We start from the raw sequence: 17,651 nt of genomic DNA, 5'->3' as shown, positions 1-17,651 counted from the left end.
GTGACGGGAGAGGATCTCCCCGAACGCTTTCTTGCCATGCTGGCCGCCGAGCGCGGCGCGGCGGCGAACACTCTGGCCGCCTATCGCCGCGATCTGGAAGCGGCGCGCGAAGTGCTTGGCGATGTCGCGGCGGCGCAGCCTGACGAGCTGGAACGGCTCGGTTCGGCGTGGAGTCAGCTTGCAGCCTCCAGTCTTGCGCGGCGCTGTTCGGCTTTGCGCCAGTTCTACGGTTTCCTGATCGACGAAGGTCTGCGCGCCGACGATCCATCGCCCGCTTTGCCGCGCCCGCGGACCCGCCGGCCTCTGCCGCGCCTGCTCAGCCATGAGGAGGTGGAGCGTTTCCTCGCCACCGCCGACGAGGATGCGGTCAGTGAACGCCCCGATGCCGTGCGGCTGCTGGCGCTGCTCGAAATGCTCTATGGTTCGGGTCTGCGTGCGACGGAGCTGGTGTCGCTGCCGCTGACTGCGGTGCCGCGCGATGCGCCTTTCCTCTACGTCACCGGCAAGGGCGGGCAGCAGCGCATGGTGCCGGTGAGCACCCGCGCGCGGGCCGTTTTGTCGCGCTGGCTTTTGGTGCGCAAGGGCACCTCGCGGTACCTGTTCCCGTCGAGCGGGGCGAGCGGTCACCTGACCCGGGTGCGGCTGTTCCAATTGCTGCGGGCACTGGCGGCGCGGTCCGGGATCGATCCCGAGCGTGTTTCGCCGCACGTGCTGCGTCATGCCTTCGCCACGCACCTGCTGGAAGGCGGGGCGGATCTTCGCGTGTTGCAGATGCTGCTGGGCCACGCGGATATCGCGACGACCCAGATCTACACCCATGTCGACAGCGCGCGATTGGTCGCGTTGGTCAATTCGCGCCATCCGCTGGCGGGCGGCACGGCGCGGTAGGGGGCGGAACAAGGCATCTGTCGCCTCGTTCCTCGACATGGGAAGAATACTTGAGAGCCAACGCGAAACGGCGACGTTTCGTGCAGGGAAGGGAAGCGACATGGCCATCAATTCGAAACGAGCCTCGAAAACAGTGCTGCGCGGGGCTACGGCGCTGGGCGCGTTGGGCCTGCTGGTTACGCTGACGGGACCGGCACCGCTGGATGCGCAGGCTGCCAAGGCAGCCAAAGTTTATGCCATCAGTGCTACCGACAAGGCGCAGGGCGCCAAGGCCCACCCGGAACTGCTGGCCGAGTTTGGCGGAGCGGTCACGGGTACGCAGGCCAGCTATGTCGAGCAGGTCGGCAAGAAGATCGCGCTGCAGTCGGGACTGTCGAACACGGCCGGCGACTTCACGGTGACGCTGCTCAATTCGCCGGTGAACAACGCTTTCGCCATTCCCGGCGGGTATGTCTACGTGACGCGCCAGCTGACCGCGCTGATGAACAACGAGGCGGAACTCGCCGGCGTGCTGGGGCATGAGGTCGGCCACGTTGCCGCGCGTCATTCGGCGCAGCGGCAGAAAGCGGCGCAGCGCAACCAGATCATCGGCCTTCTCGGCTCCGTGCTTGCAGGGGCGGTGCTGGGCGACAATGCCTTCGGGCAGCTTGGCCAGAAGGTCTTTTCGCAAGGCTCACAGCTGCTGACGCTCAAGTTCTCGCGCTCGCAGGAACTGCAGGCGGACCAGCTGGGCATTACCTACCTGAAGCGCGCGGGCTACGATCCACGGTCCATGGCGACAGTGCTGGAAAGCCTGGCGCGGCAGAATGCCCTGGAAGCGCAGCTGCGCGGCGGAACAAGCGAGACCCCGGAATGGGCCTCCACCCACCCCGATCCCGCGTCACGCGTGCGCACGGCGATGACGTATGCCGGCAATTCGGCGACGGGCACGACGAATCGCGATGCGTTCCTCACCCGAATCGACGGTCTGGTCTATGGCGACGATCCCAAGCAGGGTGTGGTCGACGGCCGCAAGTACACGCATCCGGTGCTGCGTTTCGCCTTCGATGCGCCCGATGGCTTCTTCATGGTCAACGGCACCAGTTCGGTGTCGATCACCGGAACTTCGGGCAAGGCGCAATTTTCCGGCGGGAAGCTCAGCGGGACTCTCGATTCGTACATCGGCACGGTCTTCGCCGGGCTAACCGAATCGAATCAGGCGCGAATTACGCCCACCGCCATCGAGAAGACGACGGTGAACGGCATTCCGGCTGCCTACGGGACGGCGCGGGTACAGTCTTCGAGCGGCACGGTCGACGTGGTGGTCTTCGCCTACGACTTCGGAAACGGGCGGGCCTATCACTTCGTGGCGCTGGCGCAGCAGGGAGGGGCAGACGTCTTTACCCCGATGTTCCGCTCGCTGCGGCGCATTTCCGCCGCTGATGCCGGCAGTGTGAAGCCCCGTTTGCTCGATGTGGTTACTGTAAAGGCAGGCGACACCGTGCAGTCTTTGGCGGCGAAAATGGCTTATTCCGACGCGCGGGCGGACCGTTTTCTGGTGCTGAACGGGCTTCAGGCGGATTCGAAACTGACGCCGGGCCAGAAGGTGAAGCTCGTTACCTACTGAGCAGGCGCGGTTTTCCGGCGTTCAATGAATGTGTGGCAGGCAAACGAAAAGGGCGGCAGGTTTCCCTGCCGCCCTCGAATTCATGTAATCGCCAGTAATCGGCTATTACTTGATGCCTTCAGACATCTTCGACGAAGTCTTGTTGAAGGTCGACATCAGCTGCGAACCCATGCCCTGCATGGCGGCGATAGCGGCAACTGCGATAAGAGCGGCGATCAGGCCGTACTCAATTGCAGTGGCGCCCTTTTCGTTACGGCGCAGCTTGGCGAGAAACTTCATGAATTGTCTCCTGATAAAGCAGTCTAGTGTACCCGGTCCGCCTCGCTTCAGTCTCTCTTCTGCGCCTTGGACAGCTTGTTATTTACAGTGCAATGATTGACAAAGGTTTAAGCTAGATTGTTCTGTGTTTGCGGTGAGTTCAATTTTGCGCCTGTGCTGCCGCGGACTTCGCTGCAACGTCTGTCCACAACTGCACGGTCTGGGTGGCCGTTGCCTGGATGGCGATGAGGACGATGAGGACGATGAATGCGAGGATCAGCCCGTATTCGACCGAGGATGTGCCGCGTTCGCTTTTCGTGATCGTTGATAGGATGCGCAGCAGCAGCATGTTCACCGTATAATTCCCGCTAGTGGACGCCGGCATCGCACCGGTGCGTTAAATTGCCTTTAAGGCTGGAGGTTCGACTGCAAGATTTTCCGACACCGATGCTGGTGGTCGCCGTGGCGCTTACGGCAGGCGATGGCACCGTACTTATGCAGCAGCGCGATTTCGGGGCCGTGCATGGCGGCTTATGGGAATTTCCCGGCGGCAAGGTCGATCCGGGCGAAACGCCTGAGCAGGCGGCTGTCCGCGAACTGTCCGAGGAACTGGGCATTACGCTGAACATCCCCGCGCTGGAGGCGGTAAGCTTTGCCAGCGGGCATACGGTGCCGGTGAAGCAAGGCGGCAAAGGGCCGTCACGCCCGCTGGTCATACTCCTTTATGCGTGCCGCACGTGGCAGGGCGTGCCGAGCGCCCTGGAGGCGGCCGAGCTGGCGTGGCTGGCGCCGGGGGCGATCGCTGCGCTGTCGATGCCGCCTCTAGATTATCCGCTTGCCGAGGCGCTGAAGCGCTACCTTTCCGCCGGCTAACGCATTTTCCTGACGGAAGGTGCGATATAGGCGTTGACCGCATCCGATTCCCTTCCTAAAGGGCCACCTCCAACGCACCCATAGCTCAGCTGGATAGAGCATCAGACTACGAATCTGAGGGTCGGGCGTTCGAATCGCTCTGGGTGCACCACTTTCCCTTCTGGGGTTTGCGGTACATTTTGTGTGTTGGAAAAATGGTACTGTGCACCCATAGCTCAGCTGGATAGAGCATCAGACTACGAATCTGAGGGTCGGGCGTTCGAATCGCTCTGGGTGCACCACCATTACAAAGAAACCCCGCCACTGGCGGGGTTTTTCATTTCAGCACCGGGTTCAGATAGCCGTCTCGCGGCCTCCCGTTTGAGGCAGCCTTGCGCCTCAGGCCGTCGATGCCGGGGCAGGCGGCTTTGCGGTGAAACCGCGCGACAGGCCGTGATACAGCTTTTCCCGGCAAACCAGCGTGCTGACGGCGTCGGCGATGATCGCAGTGAGGAACAGTGGCACGATCATGCCCCGGCTTGCGGTCGTTTCCATCAGGATAATCACGGCAGTGAGCGGCGCGCGCGTCACGCCCACGAAGTATCCGGTCATGCCCAGCAACACTACTGCGGGCATGGGATCGTCGGGGAAGACATAGGACAGCAGCTGCCCGAATCCGGCGCCGACGGAAAGCGAGGGGGCGAAAATGCCTCCAGGTGCCCCTGAAACGGCCGTGGCGGCGGTGGCGAGGAACTTTGCAGGGCCGAACCAGGCGGAGGCGCCGTCCTGTCCTTCGATCATGGCGCGGGTGGTTTCGTAGCCGGTGCCCCAGGTCGAACCGCCGCTCAGGATACCGACGACCGCGACGATCAGTCCGCATACGACGGCGGCTGTGACCGGGCGGCTGCGGACCGCGAGGAACCACGGGTGGGCGCTGCGGGCGAAGCCGAGCAGGGTGCGCGAAAACATGCCGCCCAGAACGCCGCCGAAGATGCCTGCGATCGGCGCTACGACTACGACCGAGCCGATCACCAGGGTCTGGTGCATCGCGCCGAAGTACACGTAATCGCCTGCGATGCTGAGGCTGACGAGGCCCGAAACGACGACGGCGGCCATGACCAGCACTGCAACCCGCTGCTCGAATGCGGCGGCAAGTTCCTCGATCGCGAAGGCCACGCCCGCCAGCGGGGTGTTGAAGGCTGCAGCGACACCGGCCGCGCCGCCCGCGATGAGTACGCCCGACGTGACGGGGACGCGAAATACCCGGTGTAACGCGACCATGACAGCCGCGCTGACCTGCACCGTAGGCCCTTCGCGGCCGACTGAACCGCCGCCCAGCAGCATCGTCACCGTCAGCAGCAGCTTGGCGATGGCCGTGCGCATCGAGAGCATAGGCGTACGTGCAAGATCGAGGTCCTGTCCTGCCGCCATGACCTGCGGAATGCCCGACCCACGTGCGGCAGGCGTCCAGCGCTGGGTGATCAGCACCACCGCGCCGAAGACTAGAGGGGTGAGCACCAGCGGGGCGTAAGGATGGACGTGGACGAACTGGAGGAAGATTTTCTGCGCACTGTCGCCCGCCCAGGCGAAAAGGATGGCGATGAGGCCCAGCAGGACCGCACCTATGCCTGTCGCCGCACGGCGACGCGCAAGATCAAGCGATCCGTCGATGCCGGGGACGGCGAGGAAGAAGGCTCGGGCGCGTTCCGGAAGGGTCAAGATGGGTTCGCTCGCTGTTCAGGCGACGCGGCCGCGCGCGTCTTTGGAAGGGCTTGCGCACCCATTGGGGCAGCAATACCGGGTGTTGCAAGGCGAATTCCCGGTTCGCGCGTGACTTTGCCAAATGGCGGCAGTGCTGCACGCACTACTAAAAAAGGGCCGGGAGGCGACTTTACGTCGCGTCCCGGCCCCATTTCACCGCACTCGCAAGCGCGATGGGAAGCAGGCCTGGTTTACTGGCCGGCGCTGTCGGTGGCGGCAGCGGCGCCGCTTGCGGCTGCGCCAGCATCGGTGCTGGCCTGGGCCGAACCGGCTGCCTGGGTCGCCTTGGCGAAGTCTGCCGCGGTCATGCCGAGCGCAAGCGAACCGTCGGTGCCAAGGCCGATGTACGACTTCTTGAGCGCGGCAGCCGAACCGTTGCTCAGCGCGACGGTGACGTTGTCACCTTCGACCTTGGAGACGGTGCCGATGACGACGCCGTCGCTGCTCTTGATCGGCGCATCGGCGACGATGGCAGCATCCTTGGCGGCCGTGTTCTCAGCCTTGGCGCCGTTCACGGCGGCTTCGAGCTGCGCCTTGTTCATGCCGATCGTCAGACCCTTTTCGCGGGCGACGAAGGCGCTGGTGGGCAGGCCGGCGCGTGCGGTGCCGGTGGAGACCGTCACGACGTCGCCCTGGATTGCTTCTACGGTGCCCACTTCGCCGCCCTCTGCGTCGAAGACCTTGGCACCAACCTTCGGCGTGGCCGAGGCTGCTGCTGCTGCCGGGGCTGCCTGTGCCATTGCAGCCGCGGGAACGAGGCTGGCAGCGGCAATCGCGGCGGCAATGATGGTTTTCTTCATGGCGTACTCCTTCTTGACGGGGCCGTGGGAGGGCGGCCCCGGGACAGACCCCCTGTCAGGGGCGTGAAAGGCGGTCCGGGACAACGATGAAGACCCGGACACGGACCCCTCCGACATGGCCGGGCCCGCCGCCGCGACAAATATCGCGGGTCGGCGGATGGGGTGGTGGAAGACTATAGGGAGGCGAATGCGCTGCCGGGTGAACGGTTGCCGAAACAAGGGGCGAATCGCCCCGTAGACGCGATGAACGGCCGCTACCTTGTGGAAAATTCGCGGTTTTCAGCCAATTCTGATGCGTTTGTAGCTCTCATCCTCGGGGAATCGCCCACCGGGTTTGGCCATGATGCCGAGCATTCCCTGCGACCAGTCGGCAGAATCCGGATACTGGCGGAACCAGTCTGTCACCACGAAACGTTTCGCGATGCGCCATTCGTCGCCGCGTCTGTGAAAGGTGTCGAGATAGCGCCCGGCGGCGATCACATCCGACTTCGAACCGTCCGGCAGATTGATCCGATGGATGCCGTGAAAGCACGATTCCGCATCGGCCTCGTCGCCGCGCACTTCGACAAGCACATTGCCGATGAGATGCATGGTCTGGTCCATGGCGCCCATGATCGGGAATGACCATGCGATGAAGGCTTCGGCATTGCCGGTGAAGCCCATGTGTTCGTCCAGGCAGTCCGGCCAGTAGGCCGAGCGGACCATGTCGGCGTCGAGCCGGTCGACCCCGCGCGCATAGCGGTAGAGGCACTCCCGGATAGCCTCGCGGTCGGCCAGTTCGCCGATGATCCGGCTCAGGCTTGTCGTCATCGCCTTGTGGCCATTGTTGGGCTCCGCTCCCGGTTATCGTTCCGCGGCAGGATTGTCCGGGCGGCAAGCTCAGGCAATCGCCGCGATGCGAGATCGCCGCTGCAGGCAATTCAGCCTTCAGTGTACCGCCAACTTTTGTGTGCCAAAGGGAACATTAGCGGGGTTCGGCGTTTGATCGCGCGTGGTGGAAGTTCCAACAAGGCTATCGATGAATCAGGTTGCGACGGAGGGGGACCTTGCGCGGGCGGGTTCCGGCGAGGAAGATCGCGTGATGCAGCACACCGAGGGGGTATCGCCCTCGGTGTGGCGCTATGTCATGGCGCGGCGGGCGCATGTCGTCATCGACGCGGCCGACTATTTCGAAGTGATCCGCGAGGTGATGGATGAGGCGCAGCAGCGCATCTTCATGGTCGGCTGGGACTTCGATTCGCGGATACTTTTGACATCCGGCAGGCGCTGGTGGCAGCGCGGCCGGCAACGGAAATTCCCTGCGCGCCTCGGTTCTTTCATGCTGTGGCTGGTGAACCGCAAGCCGCAACTGGAGATCCTGCTGCTGAAATGGAACTTCGCGGTGGTGAAGTACATGTTCCGCGGCACCATGCTGTTCGACCTGGCACGCTGGGCAAAGCATCCCCGCATCGACTTCAAGTTCGATTCCGCGCACCCGGTCGGTTGCAGCCATCACCAGAAGATCGTCGTGGTCGACGATGTCGTCGCGGCTTGTGGCGGGATCGACATGACCTCGGACCGCTGGGACACGCCCGATCATATTCCCAAGGACCCGCGCCGCCGCCGACCGACCGGACATCTCTATGGTCCCTGGCACGACGTCACCATGCTGCTGGAAGGCGAAGTGGCCGCCGCGCTGGGCGAGCTTGGCCGCGAGCGCTGGAAGGTTGCCGGCGGGGACGAGCTTGCTCCTTGCCGCCCGCAGCAGCAATCGCCGTGGCCCGCCAGCCTGCGTCCCGAATTCGAGAATGTCGAAGTCGGCATCGCCCGCACCCGCGCCGAATACGGTGACTGCCCGCAGATCAGCGAGATCGAGCAGCTCTTCGTCGAGCAAATCCGCCGCGCCAGACGCTTCATCTATGCAGAGACGCAGTACTTCGCCTCGCGCGCCATTGCCGAGGCCATCTGCGAGCGGTTGCTGGAGGACGAGCCGCCCGAGTTCTTCATCGTCAACCCGGTCACCGCCGACGGCTGGCTGGAGCAGCAGGCGATGGACACGGCCCGCGTCGAACTGGTCGAGACGCTGCAGAAGGCAGATCATTCCGGCCGTTTCCGTATCTTCACGCCTTCGGCCTCGGACGGCACGCCGATCTATGTCCATGCCAAGCTGACGATCGTCGACGACGAGATTTTGCGCGTGGGTTCGGCCAACATGAACAACCGTTCGATGGGGCTGGACAGCGAGTGCGATGTCTTCATCGACGCCGCGCGTCCGGCCAATGCGCATGTGGGCGATACGATCACCAAATTGCGCATCCGCCTGCTGGCCGAGCATTGCGGTATTGCCGAAGCCGAAGTCGCGGCGGGGATCGAGCGTCACGGTTCGATGGCGGCAATGGTCGACACGCTCAATCGGGCGACACCGCGTACCGGCAAATATCTCGAACCGTTGCCCTTGAAACAGTTGTCGGAAGCTGAAAGAGCAATCGGCAAGAGCGGGGTGCTTGATCCGGAACGCCCCGGCGAAATGTTCGAGCCTATCGAGCGACGTGGGTTGTTCCGGCGCAACGGACGGCTGATGCGTATGCGCCTGATGAAGAGATTGAAAAGGAACAAGAGGGATGAGCAGTCTGGTCGGTCACGACGAGGATGATCTGCAGGATGGGTCGCCCGGAAAGCCCGCAGTCCCCGGACATGTACAGGACGCCATCCGCACGCTGATCGAGTGGGCGGGCGACGACCCTACGCGCGAGGGCCTGATCGATACGCCCAAGCGCGTGGCGCGGGCCTGGCTCGAATATTGCCAGGGATATCAGGAAGATCCGGCTGCCCACCTGAGCCGCATCTTTGAGGAAGTGGGCGGATACGACGAAGTCGTGCTGCTCAAGGACATTCCGTTCCAGTCGCACTGCGAACATCACATGGCGCCGATCATCGGCAAGGCGGCGATCGCCTATCTGCCGCGCAACCATGTGGTGGGCATTTCCAAGCTTGCGCGCGTGCTGCACGGCTTTGCGCGCCGATTGCAGATCCAGGAACGCCTGACCGCCGAAGTGGCGCAGTGCATCTGGCAGCACCTCAAGCCTCAGGGCGTGGCGGTGGTGATCGAGGCCAACCATGCCTGCATGACCGCTCGGGGCGTGCGCACGCCGGGCGTGGGCATGATCACCAGTCGGATGATGGGCACATTCCTTGAGGATGAGCGTTCCCGCAAGGAAGTGCTCAGCCTGATGGGGTACTGATCGGATAATACTGATTGGACAAAGAGGACGTGATGGGACAGGCGCAGGTTCTGGAAGGTGGTTGCCGCTGCGGGCAGGTGCGCTTCCAGTTGACTGCGCTGCCCCTGATCGAAAGCCTGTGCCACTGCTCGGGCTGCAAGCGGATGACCGCAAGCGCGTTCTCGACGACGATTTCCATCCCCACAGCCGGGTTCGAACTGGTTTCGGGAGAGCCCGAGATCGGCGGCCTTCACGGCGATGAGGCGCAGCACCACCATTGTCCCTGGTGCAAGTCCTGGGTTTTTACCAAGGTCGATCCGGCGATGGGTTTCATCAACGTGCGCGCAACGCTGCTCGACGATCCGCGCGCTTTCTCTCCCTATGTGGAGATGCAGGCGGCCGAGAAACTGCCTTGGCTTCATACCCAGGTGGAGCGCCGCTACGACCGTTTTCCGCGGCTGGACGAATATCCAGAACTCATCGCCGGCTACGCCGCATGGCGGGCGGAGAGGTGACGCCGGCCGTGAGAGAACCTGCGATCTGATTGTTCCCGCGATCTCCCCGAACGGGGCGGACAAGAGAATTGGAATAGTCCTACAAGGGGGCTTGAACGCGCTCGCGACTGCGGCAAGAGACGCATGTTTTCGCGGGCGTACAGGCAGATGATCGACCACATTCACAGCACACAGGGCAGAAAGGTGAACGCAGCAGGCATACTGCTGGCGTGGGTCCCCGCCGTCATGCTGCTGGCGCTGCTGCTGCGCACCGTGTGGGACGTTGATATCTTCTGGCAACTCAAGCTGGGGGAACTGATCCTCGACCGCGCTGGCCCGGTCTCGCGTGAGCCTTTCTCGGCGCTGCATCTGGATGAGCCACTGCCGTCAGTGGCCTGGGCCGGGCAGGCGTTGATGGCGCTGGCGCGGCGGGTCGGCGGCTGGAACCTGCTACGCGTGGTGGACGCGATGTGCTGGCTCGGAGGGTTCTGGGCGGTGGCCGCCGCCTGCCGCCTGCGCGGTGCAGCGATGTCGGCGATCATGCTGGCGCTGGTCCTGACGTTCATAGCCGCACTGCCGACCGCGAGCATCAGGCCGCAGAGCTTTGCATGCCTGTGCTTCGGGCTGCTGCTGGCCTTGCAGCGGCTGGGACTGCGCCCTCTGCTGACGATCGCGCTGGGCGGTCCACTGCTGGTGGCGTGGCAGAACCTGCACCCGTCGGTCAGCGTGGGCGTCATCGCAATGGGGCTGGCGGCCTTGCCGGGCTGGCTCGCCTGGCTAACTGGCCGCAGCCGCAGCTTGCCGGTAGCGCCGACCGCGCTGGCGGTAATCGGCGTGGCAGCGGTCTTCGCGACGCCTGACGGCATTTCGATCATCCAGACCTCCGCGACCAATGCCGAAGCCAGCATCGCCATCGGCGCTAGCGAGTGGCTGCCGCTTTGGATTTCGGGCAATCGCTCGAATGCGGTGCCGGTGCTGGTGACGGTCTTGCTGGCGGCGCGGCTGGTCATGGCCGATCGCAGGCGCATCGATGCAAGCGAACTGGCGGTGGCGATCGGCCTGCTGCTGATGACGGTGACGGCCTATCGATTCGTGCTGTTCTGGGCGGTGGCGATGGTTCCGGTGATCGCGCGCGCAGGCGCCAGGCCGGATGACAAAGGCGGTGTCAGCACAGGAATCGGCGTAGCAATGGTCGTTGTCCCGATCCTCCTCGTCGCCTTGTTCGCGCCGCTGCTGGCGCCCACGCGCTTCGCTGCGACCTTGCCGTTGGCCGCCGTGGAGCGGCTGCGCAAAGAAGGCGTGCAGGGCACGGTCTACGGCGACTTCCCGTTCGGTGGAGCGATCATCGATGCCGGCTATCCGGCATGGCATGTCGCCTACGACGGGCGCTATTACCGCTACTCGCGCAAGGAATGGCAGTACAACGGAGGGATCGAGAACGGCATCGTCCCACTGGTAGACGTGGTGCACAAATGGCAACCGGCCGCCTTCATCCTCGACGAGAAGCACAATGCCCCGCTTGCCGGGGAACTGGCCCATAGCCGCGAGTGGCGGCGTATATGGGCGCAGGACGGCATCGTCGTCTACGTACCCCGGCGGCGCTGAGGCTCAGCCGCCGCGCGTCACCGGGATCAGCGCGCCGCTGATCGCGCGCGCATTGTCCGAAGCGAGAAAGCCGATGACATCGGCAATGGCAGCAGGCTGCACCCAGGTCGAGAAATCGGCATCGGGCATATCGGCCCGGTTTACCGGAGTGTCGATCGTGCTGGGCAGGATCGCATTGACGGTGACGGCGGTGCCCGCCAGTTCCTCGGCCAGCGCTTCGGTCAGGCGGTGGACGCCCGATTTCGATGCCGCATAGGCGCCCATTCCGGCCCCCGCCTTGTTCGCAGCGCCCGCGCCGATGTTGACGATGCGTCCCGCCGCAGAACCCTTGAGCGCGGGCAGAGCAAGTTGGGTGATCGTGGCCGCAGTCAGCAGGTTCATCGACTGCATCCGCGCCCATGCATCGATCGAGCCGCCTTCCAGCGTCTCCCAGGTGAAGCCTCCGGCGACGTTGACCAGCACGTCGATGCCGCCATGCGTCGCCTTGACCTTGTCCAGAGCAGCCCTAGTGGAGGCCGCGTCGGTCAGGTCGACCCCGCCGATGTCGAGCGTGCCGGGAAGGGCGCTTTTCGCTTTGGGCGCGAAGTCGATCCGCGCCACCTTGTCGCCGTCTTTCGCGAAGGCTTGCGCCACCGCCTGGCCGAGGAAGCCGAAACCACCGGTGACGATAACCGAACGTGCCATATGCTGTTTCCCGAAGTGCGCCTGTGAAGACAGGGGCCTGTGAACCTGTTCAGCAGTGCTAACTTGGGTGCAAGTGGCGGACAAGCCGGGCAGGGCCTTCCAACGCCCCCCCGATGGCTGCGCCAGATGCGAAAAGGGCGGCCCTTCCCGAAGGAAAGGCCGCCCTCTTGCAGTCAACCGGCCCTGACGATCAGAGCTGGCCGAGCATATAGTCGGCAGAAGAAACCTCGAACGTGCCAGGAGCCTCGACGTTGATCTGCTCGACGACGCCGTCGTTGACGACCATCGAGAAGCGCTGGCCGCGCGTGCCCATGCCGAAGCCCGAACCGTCCATGACCAGGTCCACGGCCTTGGCGAAGTCGGCATTGCCGTCGGCCAGCATAGTCACGTCCGACGAGCCCGAGGCCTTGCCCCAGGCGCCCATCACGAAAGCGTCATTGACGGCGGTGCAGGCGATTTCGTCGATGCCCTTGGCCTTGAGATCAGCCGCCTTGTCGACGAAGCCCGGGAGGTGCTTGGCCGAGCAGGTCGGCGTGAAGGCGCCGGGGACGGAGAACAGCGCAACCTTGCGGCCTGCGAAGAAGTCCGCGCTCTGAACCGGCTCGGGACCGCCTTCGCCGACCTTGATGAACTTGATGTCGGGCAGCTTGTCTCCAACGGCGATGGTCATGAATTCGTCCTTTCGTTCACGGGGAATAGCGTCGCGGGAGATATAGGGCGGCACGGTGCTGCGGCAACGCCTGGCCGAAGGGAAATTCACGTCGTTGCTTCGCGGTGGACAATCTGTGCTCCGACTCGGGTGAAGCGTCGGGATTCGCAGGACGGGTGCGAAGGCGTGCAGAGCACGTTGTGTTCAGAACTTTGCTTTCCCGGCCGTTAGGACGCGTGAACAATCCATGGCAGCGGTCACTAGTGAGCGCTGAAAGGCGCTGTATGTGGCAAATTTATCCCCAAAGCCTTTGGGCCGCATAGTAAATTTCGGTTCAGTATGCCTTTTCAGATCTGGGTAAATGCAATCGTTGTCATCTTTGTCTCGCGGGTATTAACTTGCGGGGACAACGGCAAAATGTGCAATTCTGAACATAAGGGTAAAAGGTGGTTTTCGGCGGCTGCGGCGATGGCTTGCGGCCTGGGTCTGGCTCAAGGCCTGACAACACCCGCCCATGCAGAGGCGGGCGACGCGCAGAAGCTGCGCCGGATGGACATCATGCTGATGGTCACCGGCCTTCGCTGCCGCACCACAGCGGATAATTTCATGGAGGACTATGGCCGCTTCACCAGCAGCCACATGGCCGAACTCAATGAAGCGAACGGTGAACTGCGCGCTCAACTCGCCGTAGAGGCGGGCGAGGAGGGCGCGGTCAAGGCGCTCGACAAGATGAGCGTCGTCATGGCCAATGAATATGGCGCCGGGCACCCTTGGCTCTCGTGCCACGAACTGCACCAGGTGGCGCAGGGGCTGGCGAGCGTGCAGGGGCACGAGACGCTGGTGGAAGTGGCCGGTCAGCTTCTTGAACGCCAGCCGCGCCCGCTGCTCGCACTCGCGGGACGCTGAGATCGGGCTGGGTTGAAGCGTTGTACGAACGCGCTGCGGCAATCATATAAAGATATCTTTATATTTGCCACCGGCGGGTGGAAACGATAGGGAAGCGTCATTGTCGGCGCTGCGCTCGGGGTTCGTCCCTTGTGCGGCGCCGACGTGACAAACCCCAGGAGCTTTCCCTTGGCCACTGCCTCGACCGCCATTCAAGACTACGTGATCGCCGACCTGTCGCTTGCCGACTTCGGCCGCACCGAAATCGACATCGCCGAAACCGAGATGCCGGGCCTGATGGCCCTGCGCGCCGAATTCGGCGACAGCAAGCCGCTCAAGGGCGCGCGCATCACCGGTTCGCTGCACATGACGATCCAGACCGCCGTGCTGATCGAGACGCTCGTCGCGCTCGGCGCCGAAGTGCGCTGGGCCACCTGCAACATCTTCTCGACGCAGGACCACGCCGCTGCTGCCATCGCTGCTGCGGGCATCCCGGTCTACGCGATCAAGGGTGAATCGCTTTCCGATTACTGGGACTACGTCGGCAAGATCTTCGACTGGGCGACCGACGAGAACCCCGATCTCACCGCCAACCTGATCCTCGACGATGGCGGCGATGCCACCATGTTCGCGCTCTGGGGCGCACGCGTCGAAGCCGGCGAGACCCTGTTCGAGCCTTCGAACGCCGAGGAAATCGAGTTCGTGCGCGCGCTGAACGCTTTCCTCAAGGCGCGTCCGGGCTACCTGACCGCTTCGGTCAAGGCGATCATGGGCGTTTCGGAAGAGACCACCACCGGCGTTCACCGCCTTTACCACCTCGCCAAGGAAGGCAAGCTGCCGTTCCCCGCGATCAACGTGAACGACAGCGTCACCAAGTCGAAGTTCGACAACCTCTACGGTTGCCGTGAATCGCTGGTCGACGCGATCCGCCGCGCCACCGACGTGATGCTGGCCGGCAAGGTCGCCTGCGTCGCCGGCTTCGGCGATGTCGGCAAGGGTTCGGCCGCTTCGCTGCGTAACGGCGGCGCCCGCGTTCTCGTCACCGAAGTCGATCCGATCTGCGCGCTGCAGGCGGCGATGGAAGGCTACGAGGTCGTCACGATGGAAGACGCCGTCACGCGCGCCGACATCTTCGTGACCGCCACCGGCAACGAAGCCGTCATCACCGGCGAACACATGGCCGCGATGAAGGACAAGGCGATCGTGTCCAACATCGGCCACTTCGACAGCGAGATCCAGATCTCGGCACTCGACAACTACGAGTGGAAGGAAGTGAAGCCGGGCACCGATCTCGTCACGTTCCCGGACGGCAAGCAGATCATCATCCTCGCCAAGGGCCGTCTGGTGAACCTGGGCTGCGCCACCGGCCACCCCAGCTTCGTGATGTCCGCCAGCTTCACCAACCAGACGCTGGCCCAGATCGAACTGTTCACCAAGAGCGCCGAGTACGAGAACCGCGTCTACGTGCTGCCCAAGCACCTCGACGAAAAGGTCGCCGCGCTCCACCTTGAAAAGCTGGGCGTGAAGCTGACCGTGCTGTCCAAGAAGCAGGCCGACTACATCGGCGTGCCCGAGGCCGGCCCGTTCAAGCCGGACCACTACCGCTACTGATCGGTTTTCGATCTGATTGACAGAGGGGCGCGTTCGCAAGGATGCGCCCCTTTTTCGTGGGAGAGTGCGCTCGCTGCCTTTGAAGCCGTGCTGTCAAAACCTCACCGTTCAACTAACCGAAGCGGGGCGTGACCCTATAGGTCTCCCGCGTAAGACTTCGTTTGCGTGCGCATGGAGCAGCCGGAACTCTTCGCGCGAATGCTGATTGTTTAGTTAAGTTCTTGCACTGGAATTATTTTTTTGGCAGGCGCGTAATTGCATTGGGGGCAATGTCCAGATTTTCAGGTTATGCAACGCGGGGCCGGGCCTCCGCTTGCCCCTTTTGTCCACTTGCGATCGATTGGGTCGCGCGGAGAATTGGGAATGCGCAAGGTCGTCTCGGTTTTTACTTGTGTAGTTTTGAGTAGCTGCGGTGGAGAATCAGATGATTCAACGCCGGTTGCCCCTGTTCCCGTCGTGCCGACACTGGCTGTCACGCTGGCACCGTCTGCTTCAAGCCAGGCTGCGACCGAGGAAAATTCCGTTGCGTCCTTTACTCTTGATGCGACCTATTCCGGCAGTTCGACCGACGCCATAGTTCCGGTTCTCAGTTTCGACGCCGCGCTTCTTTCCCTTGATGGAAGCGTTGTGCAGTCGGGAAACAAGTTCACCGCGAACTTCAAGACCGTCAGCGGCCTTTCCGCAGCGGTTCACAAGGCGACTGTCGCGTTCAAACTTTGCAAGGAAGCGGGGTGCGCCACGGTCTACCCTGGTTCGACCCAGAGCTTCGACTATACACTTGACGTGAAATTCTCTGATTGGACGACCCGTCAGCGTAATCCGTCGCATAACGGTTATGTTCATGCGACATTCGATCCGGCAAAGATCGTGAAAGTTTGGCAATACGCGCCTTCGGCCACGCAAGGCTTCCGGGAAGTGGCGGCAAAGGCTGGAACGATCTACTCCACCAGAATCGCCTCCGACGGTTCAAGCGTTGCAGTGGCTCTGGACGCATCTTCGGGCGCTGAAAGGTGGCACTACAGCCTCGGCAATGTCTCCAATGCCAGTGGTCCTGCGCTCTCTGATGGCGAAGTGTTGTTTTCCACGATGTTCACATCGTCAGGTAATAATCCGCTGGTGGTGCTCGACGCCGCGAGCGGACAGTTCAAGCGTAACTTGATATTTGCCGCACAGTGGTCGACCTTCGCCCAGCCAACCGTATATGATGACAGCGCCTACATCGCTTCTGGGTACTACGGAAACGAGGTCTATGCCTGGAATTTCAAGGCGGGCACTCAAACATGGCAAACTAGCGGATCGGGTGGCAACTCGTGGGACGGCGAAGCGCCGGCGGTCGATGCCAGGTATCTGTATTATTATTCGGGCAACCTCGATGTGATCGACAGGGTGACCGGCGCCATCGTCAAGTCCATCGACGATCCATTCTGGCAATGGAATGGGTATTCTTACGGCGGCACGCCGATGATTGGTTCGGACAACCATGTGGTTGCCTATTCCGGCAACGGACAGGGTACATATTCGATTTCTTTCCCCCTGGTCAGCTACGATATTGCAAAAGGGGCCTATCGCTGGCGGACGGCAAGCGGCTACACCGTCATCCCGGCGGTTGGTAAAGGCGTTGTCTATGCCGCAAGCAACCAAGTGTTGGAATTCGACGCGATCGACGAGGAGACCGGCGCCGTTAAATGGGCCTGGCCCTTGCCAGCAGGAGAGAAGTTTACCGGCAATATCGTCGTGACCGACACACTGGCCTTCGTCAGCACCGATGCTGGGGTCTATGCGATCGACCTCACCAGCCATGCAACGGCCTGGTCCGCGAGAACGCCCGGTCTGTTGGCGATCACGCCTGACGCACAACTGGTTGTGAGTTCCCCGAGTTCGGGCATGATCATAGCCTATTCCTTGCGCTAAAGGGCAAATCAGCCCCTTGTCTGAATGGGAGCGGGCGGCCAGCCTCGCCCGCTCCAACAGGGTGACAGGGCGTGTTGCACCCGCGCAGCCCATCCGCCACAGCCGAGTGCAGGGGGCGGGGTATCGGGCCGGCGCTTTTCGCGCTTCCGGAGCAATCTGGCGCAACAGTTTCCCCTTTGACGATGCCGTAGCAAGCCACCGCGCTCGGCAAGCAGCAGGTTTCTGAAATACAGGCCGAGCCGGGCTGCGCGCCGCTACCCGGATATTCGCAAGCGACTACGGGCTACGATACCCGCGTCCTTGCAAGGACGCTCCCGGCGTCGGCCCGATGTTCGTTTTCAGCTGCTTGATTTCCCCCGTGCATCATGCCGCTTTTGCTGGCTGGTGATTTCGTGTGGCAATTCGGGCGCGCGTATCTACCAGAATCGCGCCATCCCCCATTGTCAG

General features: G+C 63.0%; 17 protein-coding genes and 2 tRNA genes. 12 read left to right on the top strand and 7 right to left on the bottom strand.

Going from position 1 to position 17,651, the window contains the following annotated elements:
• Positions 1–888, top strand: coding sequence for a tyrosine recombinase (locus tag GVL61_RS01975; protein ID WP_255456501.1), 888 nt, complete (start codon positions 1–3; stop codon positions 886–888).
• A gap of 100 nt (positions 889–988) precedes the next feature.
• Positions 989–2,494 (top strand): M48 family metalloprotease, encoded by a 1,506-nt coding sequence (locus GVL61_RS01970; protein ID WP_159976364.1) that lies wholly within the window; start codon positions 989–991, stop codon positions 2,492–2,494.
• Positions 2,495–2,599: 105 nt separating this feature from the next.
• On the opposite strand, the gene GVL61_RS01965 is transcribed toward GVL61_RS01970, so the two are convergent.
• Entirely contained in the window at positions 2,600–2,773 is a 174-nt protein-coding gene (locus GVL61_RS01965; protein ID WP_043975365.1) for a Flp family type IVb pilin, read from the bottom strand.
• Positions 2,774–2,912: 139 nt separating this feature from the next.
• On the bottom strand, positions 2,913–3,101 hold the full coding sequence (locus GVL61_RS01960; protein ID WP_159976645.1) for a Flp family type IVb pilin: 189 nt from the start codon (positions 3,099–3,101) through the stop codon (positions 2,913–2,915).
• A gap of 98 nt (positions 3,102–3,199) precedes the next feature.
• On the opposite strand from GVL61_RS01960, the gene GVL61_RS01955 reads away from it, so the two are divergent.
• The 3 genes from GVL61_RS01955 (at position 3,200) to GVL61_RS01945 (ending at position 3,906) form a co-directional block, all read left to right on the top strand.
• A complete protein-coding gene (locus GVL61_RS01955) occupies positions 3,200–3,625 on the top strand; it encodes a (deoxy)nucleoside triphosphate pyrophosphohydrolase (protein WP_159976361.1) in 426 nt (141 codons plus the stop codon).
• A 74-nt stretch (positions 3,626–3,699) separates the two neighbouring features.
• Positions 3,700–3,776: transfer RNA gene (locus GVL61_RS01950), tRNA-Arg, on the top strand.
• 53 nt (positions 3,777–3,829) lie between these two features.
• Positions 3,830–3,906: transfer RNA gene (locus GVL61_RS01945), tRNA-Arg, on the top strand.
• A gap of 97 nt (positions 3,907–4,003) precedes the next feature.
• Here GVL61_RS01945 and GVL61_RS01940 read toward each other — a convergent pair.
• The 3 genes from GVL61_RS01940 to GVL61_RS01930 form a co-directional block, all read right to left on the bottom strand.
• Complete coding sequence (locus GVL61_RS01940; protein WP_159976358.1) at positions 4,004–5,323, bottom strand: chloride channel protein; 1,320 nt, start codon at positions 5,321–5,323, stop codon at positions 4,004–4,006.
• Positions 5,324–5,556: 233 nt separating this feature from the next.
• Entirely contained in the window at positions 5,557–6,165 is a 609-nt protein-coding gene (locus tag GVL61_RS01935) for a hypothetical protein (RefSeq protein WP_159976355.1), read from the bottom strand.
• 279 nt (positions 6,166–6,444) lie between these two features.
• Entirely contained in the window at positions 6,445–6,975 is a 531-nt protein-coding gene (locus tag GVL61_RS01930) for a nuclear transport factor 2 family protein (protein WP_159976352.1), read from the bottom strand.
• A gap of 271 nt (positions 6,976–7,246) precedes the next feature.
• On the opposite strand from GVL61_RS01930, the gene GVL61_RS01925 reads away from it, so the two are divergent.
• From GVL61_RS01925 to GVL61_RS01910, 4 genes are all read left to right on the top strand, one after another.
• Entirely contained in the window at positions 7,247–8,797 is a 1,551-nt protein-coding gene (locus GVL61_RS01925) for a phospholipase D-like domain-containing protein (RefSeq protein ID WP_159976643.1), read from the top strand.
• The gene (gene folE / locus GVL61_RS01920; RefSeq protein ID WP_159976349.1) at positions 8,766–9,386 is read left to right on the top strand and encodes a GTP cyclohydrolase I FolE; all 621 of its coding nucleotides are present in this window, start codon (positions 8,766–8,768) and stop codon (positions 9,384–9,386) included. Before GVL61_RS01925 ends, folE begins: the two co-directional genes overlap by 32 nt.
• A gap of 14 nt (positions 9,387–9,400) precedes the next feature.
• The gene (locus GVL61_RS01915) at positions 9,401–9,880 is read left to right on the top strand and encodes a GFA family protein (protein WP_200844791.1); all 480 of its coding nucleotides are present in this window, start codon (positions 9,401–9,403) and stop codon (positions 9,878–9,880) included.
• Between the two features lie 183 nt (positions 9,881–10,063).
• Positions 10,064–11,464, top strand: coding sequence for a hypothetical protein (locus GVL61_RS01910; RefSeq protein ID WP_235037496.1), 1,401 nt, complete (start codon positions 10,064–10,066; stop codon positions 11,462–11,464).
• Between the two features lie 3 nt (positions 11,465–11,467).
• On the opposite strand, the gene GVL61_RS01905 is transcribed toward GVL61_RS01910, so the two are convergent.
• Both GVL61_RS01905 and GVL61_RS01900 read right to left on the bottom strand, forming a co-directional pair.
• Positions 11,468–12,148, bottom strand: a complete 681-nt coding sequence (locus GVL61_RS01905; RefSeq protein ID WP_159976343.1) for an SDR family NAD(P)-dependent oxidoreductase — start codon at positions 12,146–12,148, stop codon at positions 11,468–11,470.
• 190 nt (positions 12,149–12,338) lie between these two features.
• Positions 12,339–12,818: a peroxiredoxin gene (locus GVL61_RS01900; protein WP_159976340.1), complete on the bottom strand. Its 480-nt coding sequence runs from the start codon at positions 12,816–12,818 to the stop codon at positions 12,339–12,341.
• A gap of 447 nt (positions 12,819–13,265) precedes the next feature.
• Here GVL61_RS01900 and GVL61_RS01895 point away from each other — a divergent pair, with 447 nt between their 5' ends.
• From GVL61_RS01895 to GVL61_RS01885, 3 genes are all read left to right on the top strand, one after another.
• The gene (locus GVL61_RS01895; protein ID WP_159976337.1) at positions 13,266–13,703 is read left to right on the top strand and encodes an S-adenosyl-L-homocysteine hydrolase; all 438 of its coding nucleotides are present in this window, start codon (positions 13,266–13,268) and stop codon (positions 13,701–13,703) included.
• 168 nt (positions 13,704–13,871) lie between these two features.
• Positions 13,872–15,293 (top strand): adenosylhomocysteinase, encoded by a 1,422-nt coding sequence (gene ahcY / locus GVL61_RS01890; RefSeq protein ID WP_159976334.1) that lies wholly within the window; start codon positions 13,872–13,874, stop codon positions 15,291–15,293.
• Between the two features lie 363 nt (positions 15,294–15,656).
• On the top strand, positions 15,657–17,204 hold the full coding sequence (locus GVL61_RS01885; RefSeq protein ID WP_159976331.1) for a PQQ-binding-like beta-propeller repeat protein: 1,548 nt from the start codon (positions 15,657–15,659) through the stop codon (positions 17,202–17,204).
• The last annotated feature ends 447 nt before the right edge of the window (positions 17,205–17,651 follow it).

The sequence above is a fragment of the Novosphingobium sp. 18050 genome (assembly GCF_902706195.1).
Classification (GTDB): domain Bacteria; phylum Pseudomonadota; class Alphaproteobacteria; order Sphingomonadales; family Sphingomonadaceae; genus Novosphingobium.
The sequence above is the reverse complement of the archived record's forward strand: the minus strand, read 5'-3'. Positions and strand labels throughout refer to the sequence as shown.

Bases quoted from the DNA above. Each gene is read 5' to 3' on its own strand.
- GVL61_RS01970 (WP_159976364.1), top strand. From the start codon at position 989: ATGGCCATCAATTCGAAACGAGCCTCGAAAACAGTGCTGCGCGGGGCT.
- GVL61_RS01965 (WP_043975365.1), bottom strand. From the start codon at position 2,773: ATGAAGTTTCTCGCCAAGCTGCGCCGTAACGAAAAGGGCGCCACTGCA.
- GVL61_RS01960 (WP_159976645.1), bottom strand. From the start codon at position 3,101: ATGCTGCTGCTGCGCATCCTATCAACGATCACGAAAAGCGAACGCGGC.
- GVL61_RS01955 (WP_159976361.1), top strand. From the start codon at position 3,200: ATGCTGGTGGTCGCCGTGGCGCTTACGGCAGGCGATGGCACCGTACTT.
- GVL61_RS01935 (WP_159976355.1), bottom strand. From the start codon at position 6,165: ATGAAGAAAACCATCATTGCCGCCGCGATTGCCGCTGCCAGCCTCGTT.
- GVL61_RS01930 (WP_159976352.1), bottom strand. From the start codon at position 6,975: ATGACGACAAGCCTGAGCCGGATCATCGGCGAACTGGCCGACCGCGAG.
- GVL61_RS01925 (WP_159976643.1), top strand. From the start codon at position 7,247: ATGCAGCACACCGAGGGGGTATCGCCCTCGGTGTGGCGCTATGTCATG.
- folE (WP_159976349.1), top strand. From the start codon at position 8,766: ATGAGCAGTCTGGTCGGTCACGACGAGGATGATCTGCAGGATGGGTCG.
- GVL61_RS01905 (WP_159976343.1), bottom strand. From the start codon at position 12,148: ATGGCACGTTCGGTTATCGTCACCGGTGGTTTCGGCTTCCTCGGCCAG.
- GVL61_RS01900 (WP_159976340.1), bottom strand. From the start codon at position 12,818: ATGACCATCGCCGTTGGAGACAAGCTGCCCGACATCAAGTTCATCAAG.
- GVL61_RS01895 (WP_159976337.1), top strand. From the start codon at position 13,266: ATGGCTTGCGGCCTGGGTCTGGCTCAAGGCCTGACAACACCCGCCCAT.
- GVL61_RS01885 (WP_159976331.1), top strand. From the start codon at position 15,657: ATGCGCAAGGTCGTCTCGGTTTTTACTTGTGTAGTTTTGAGTAGCTGC.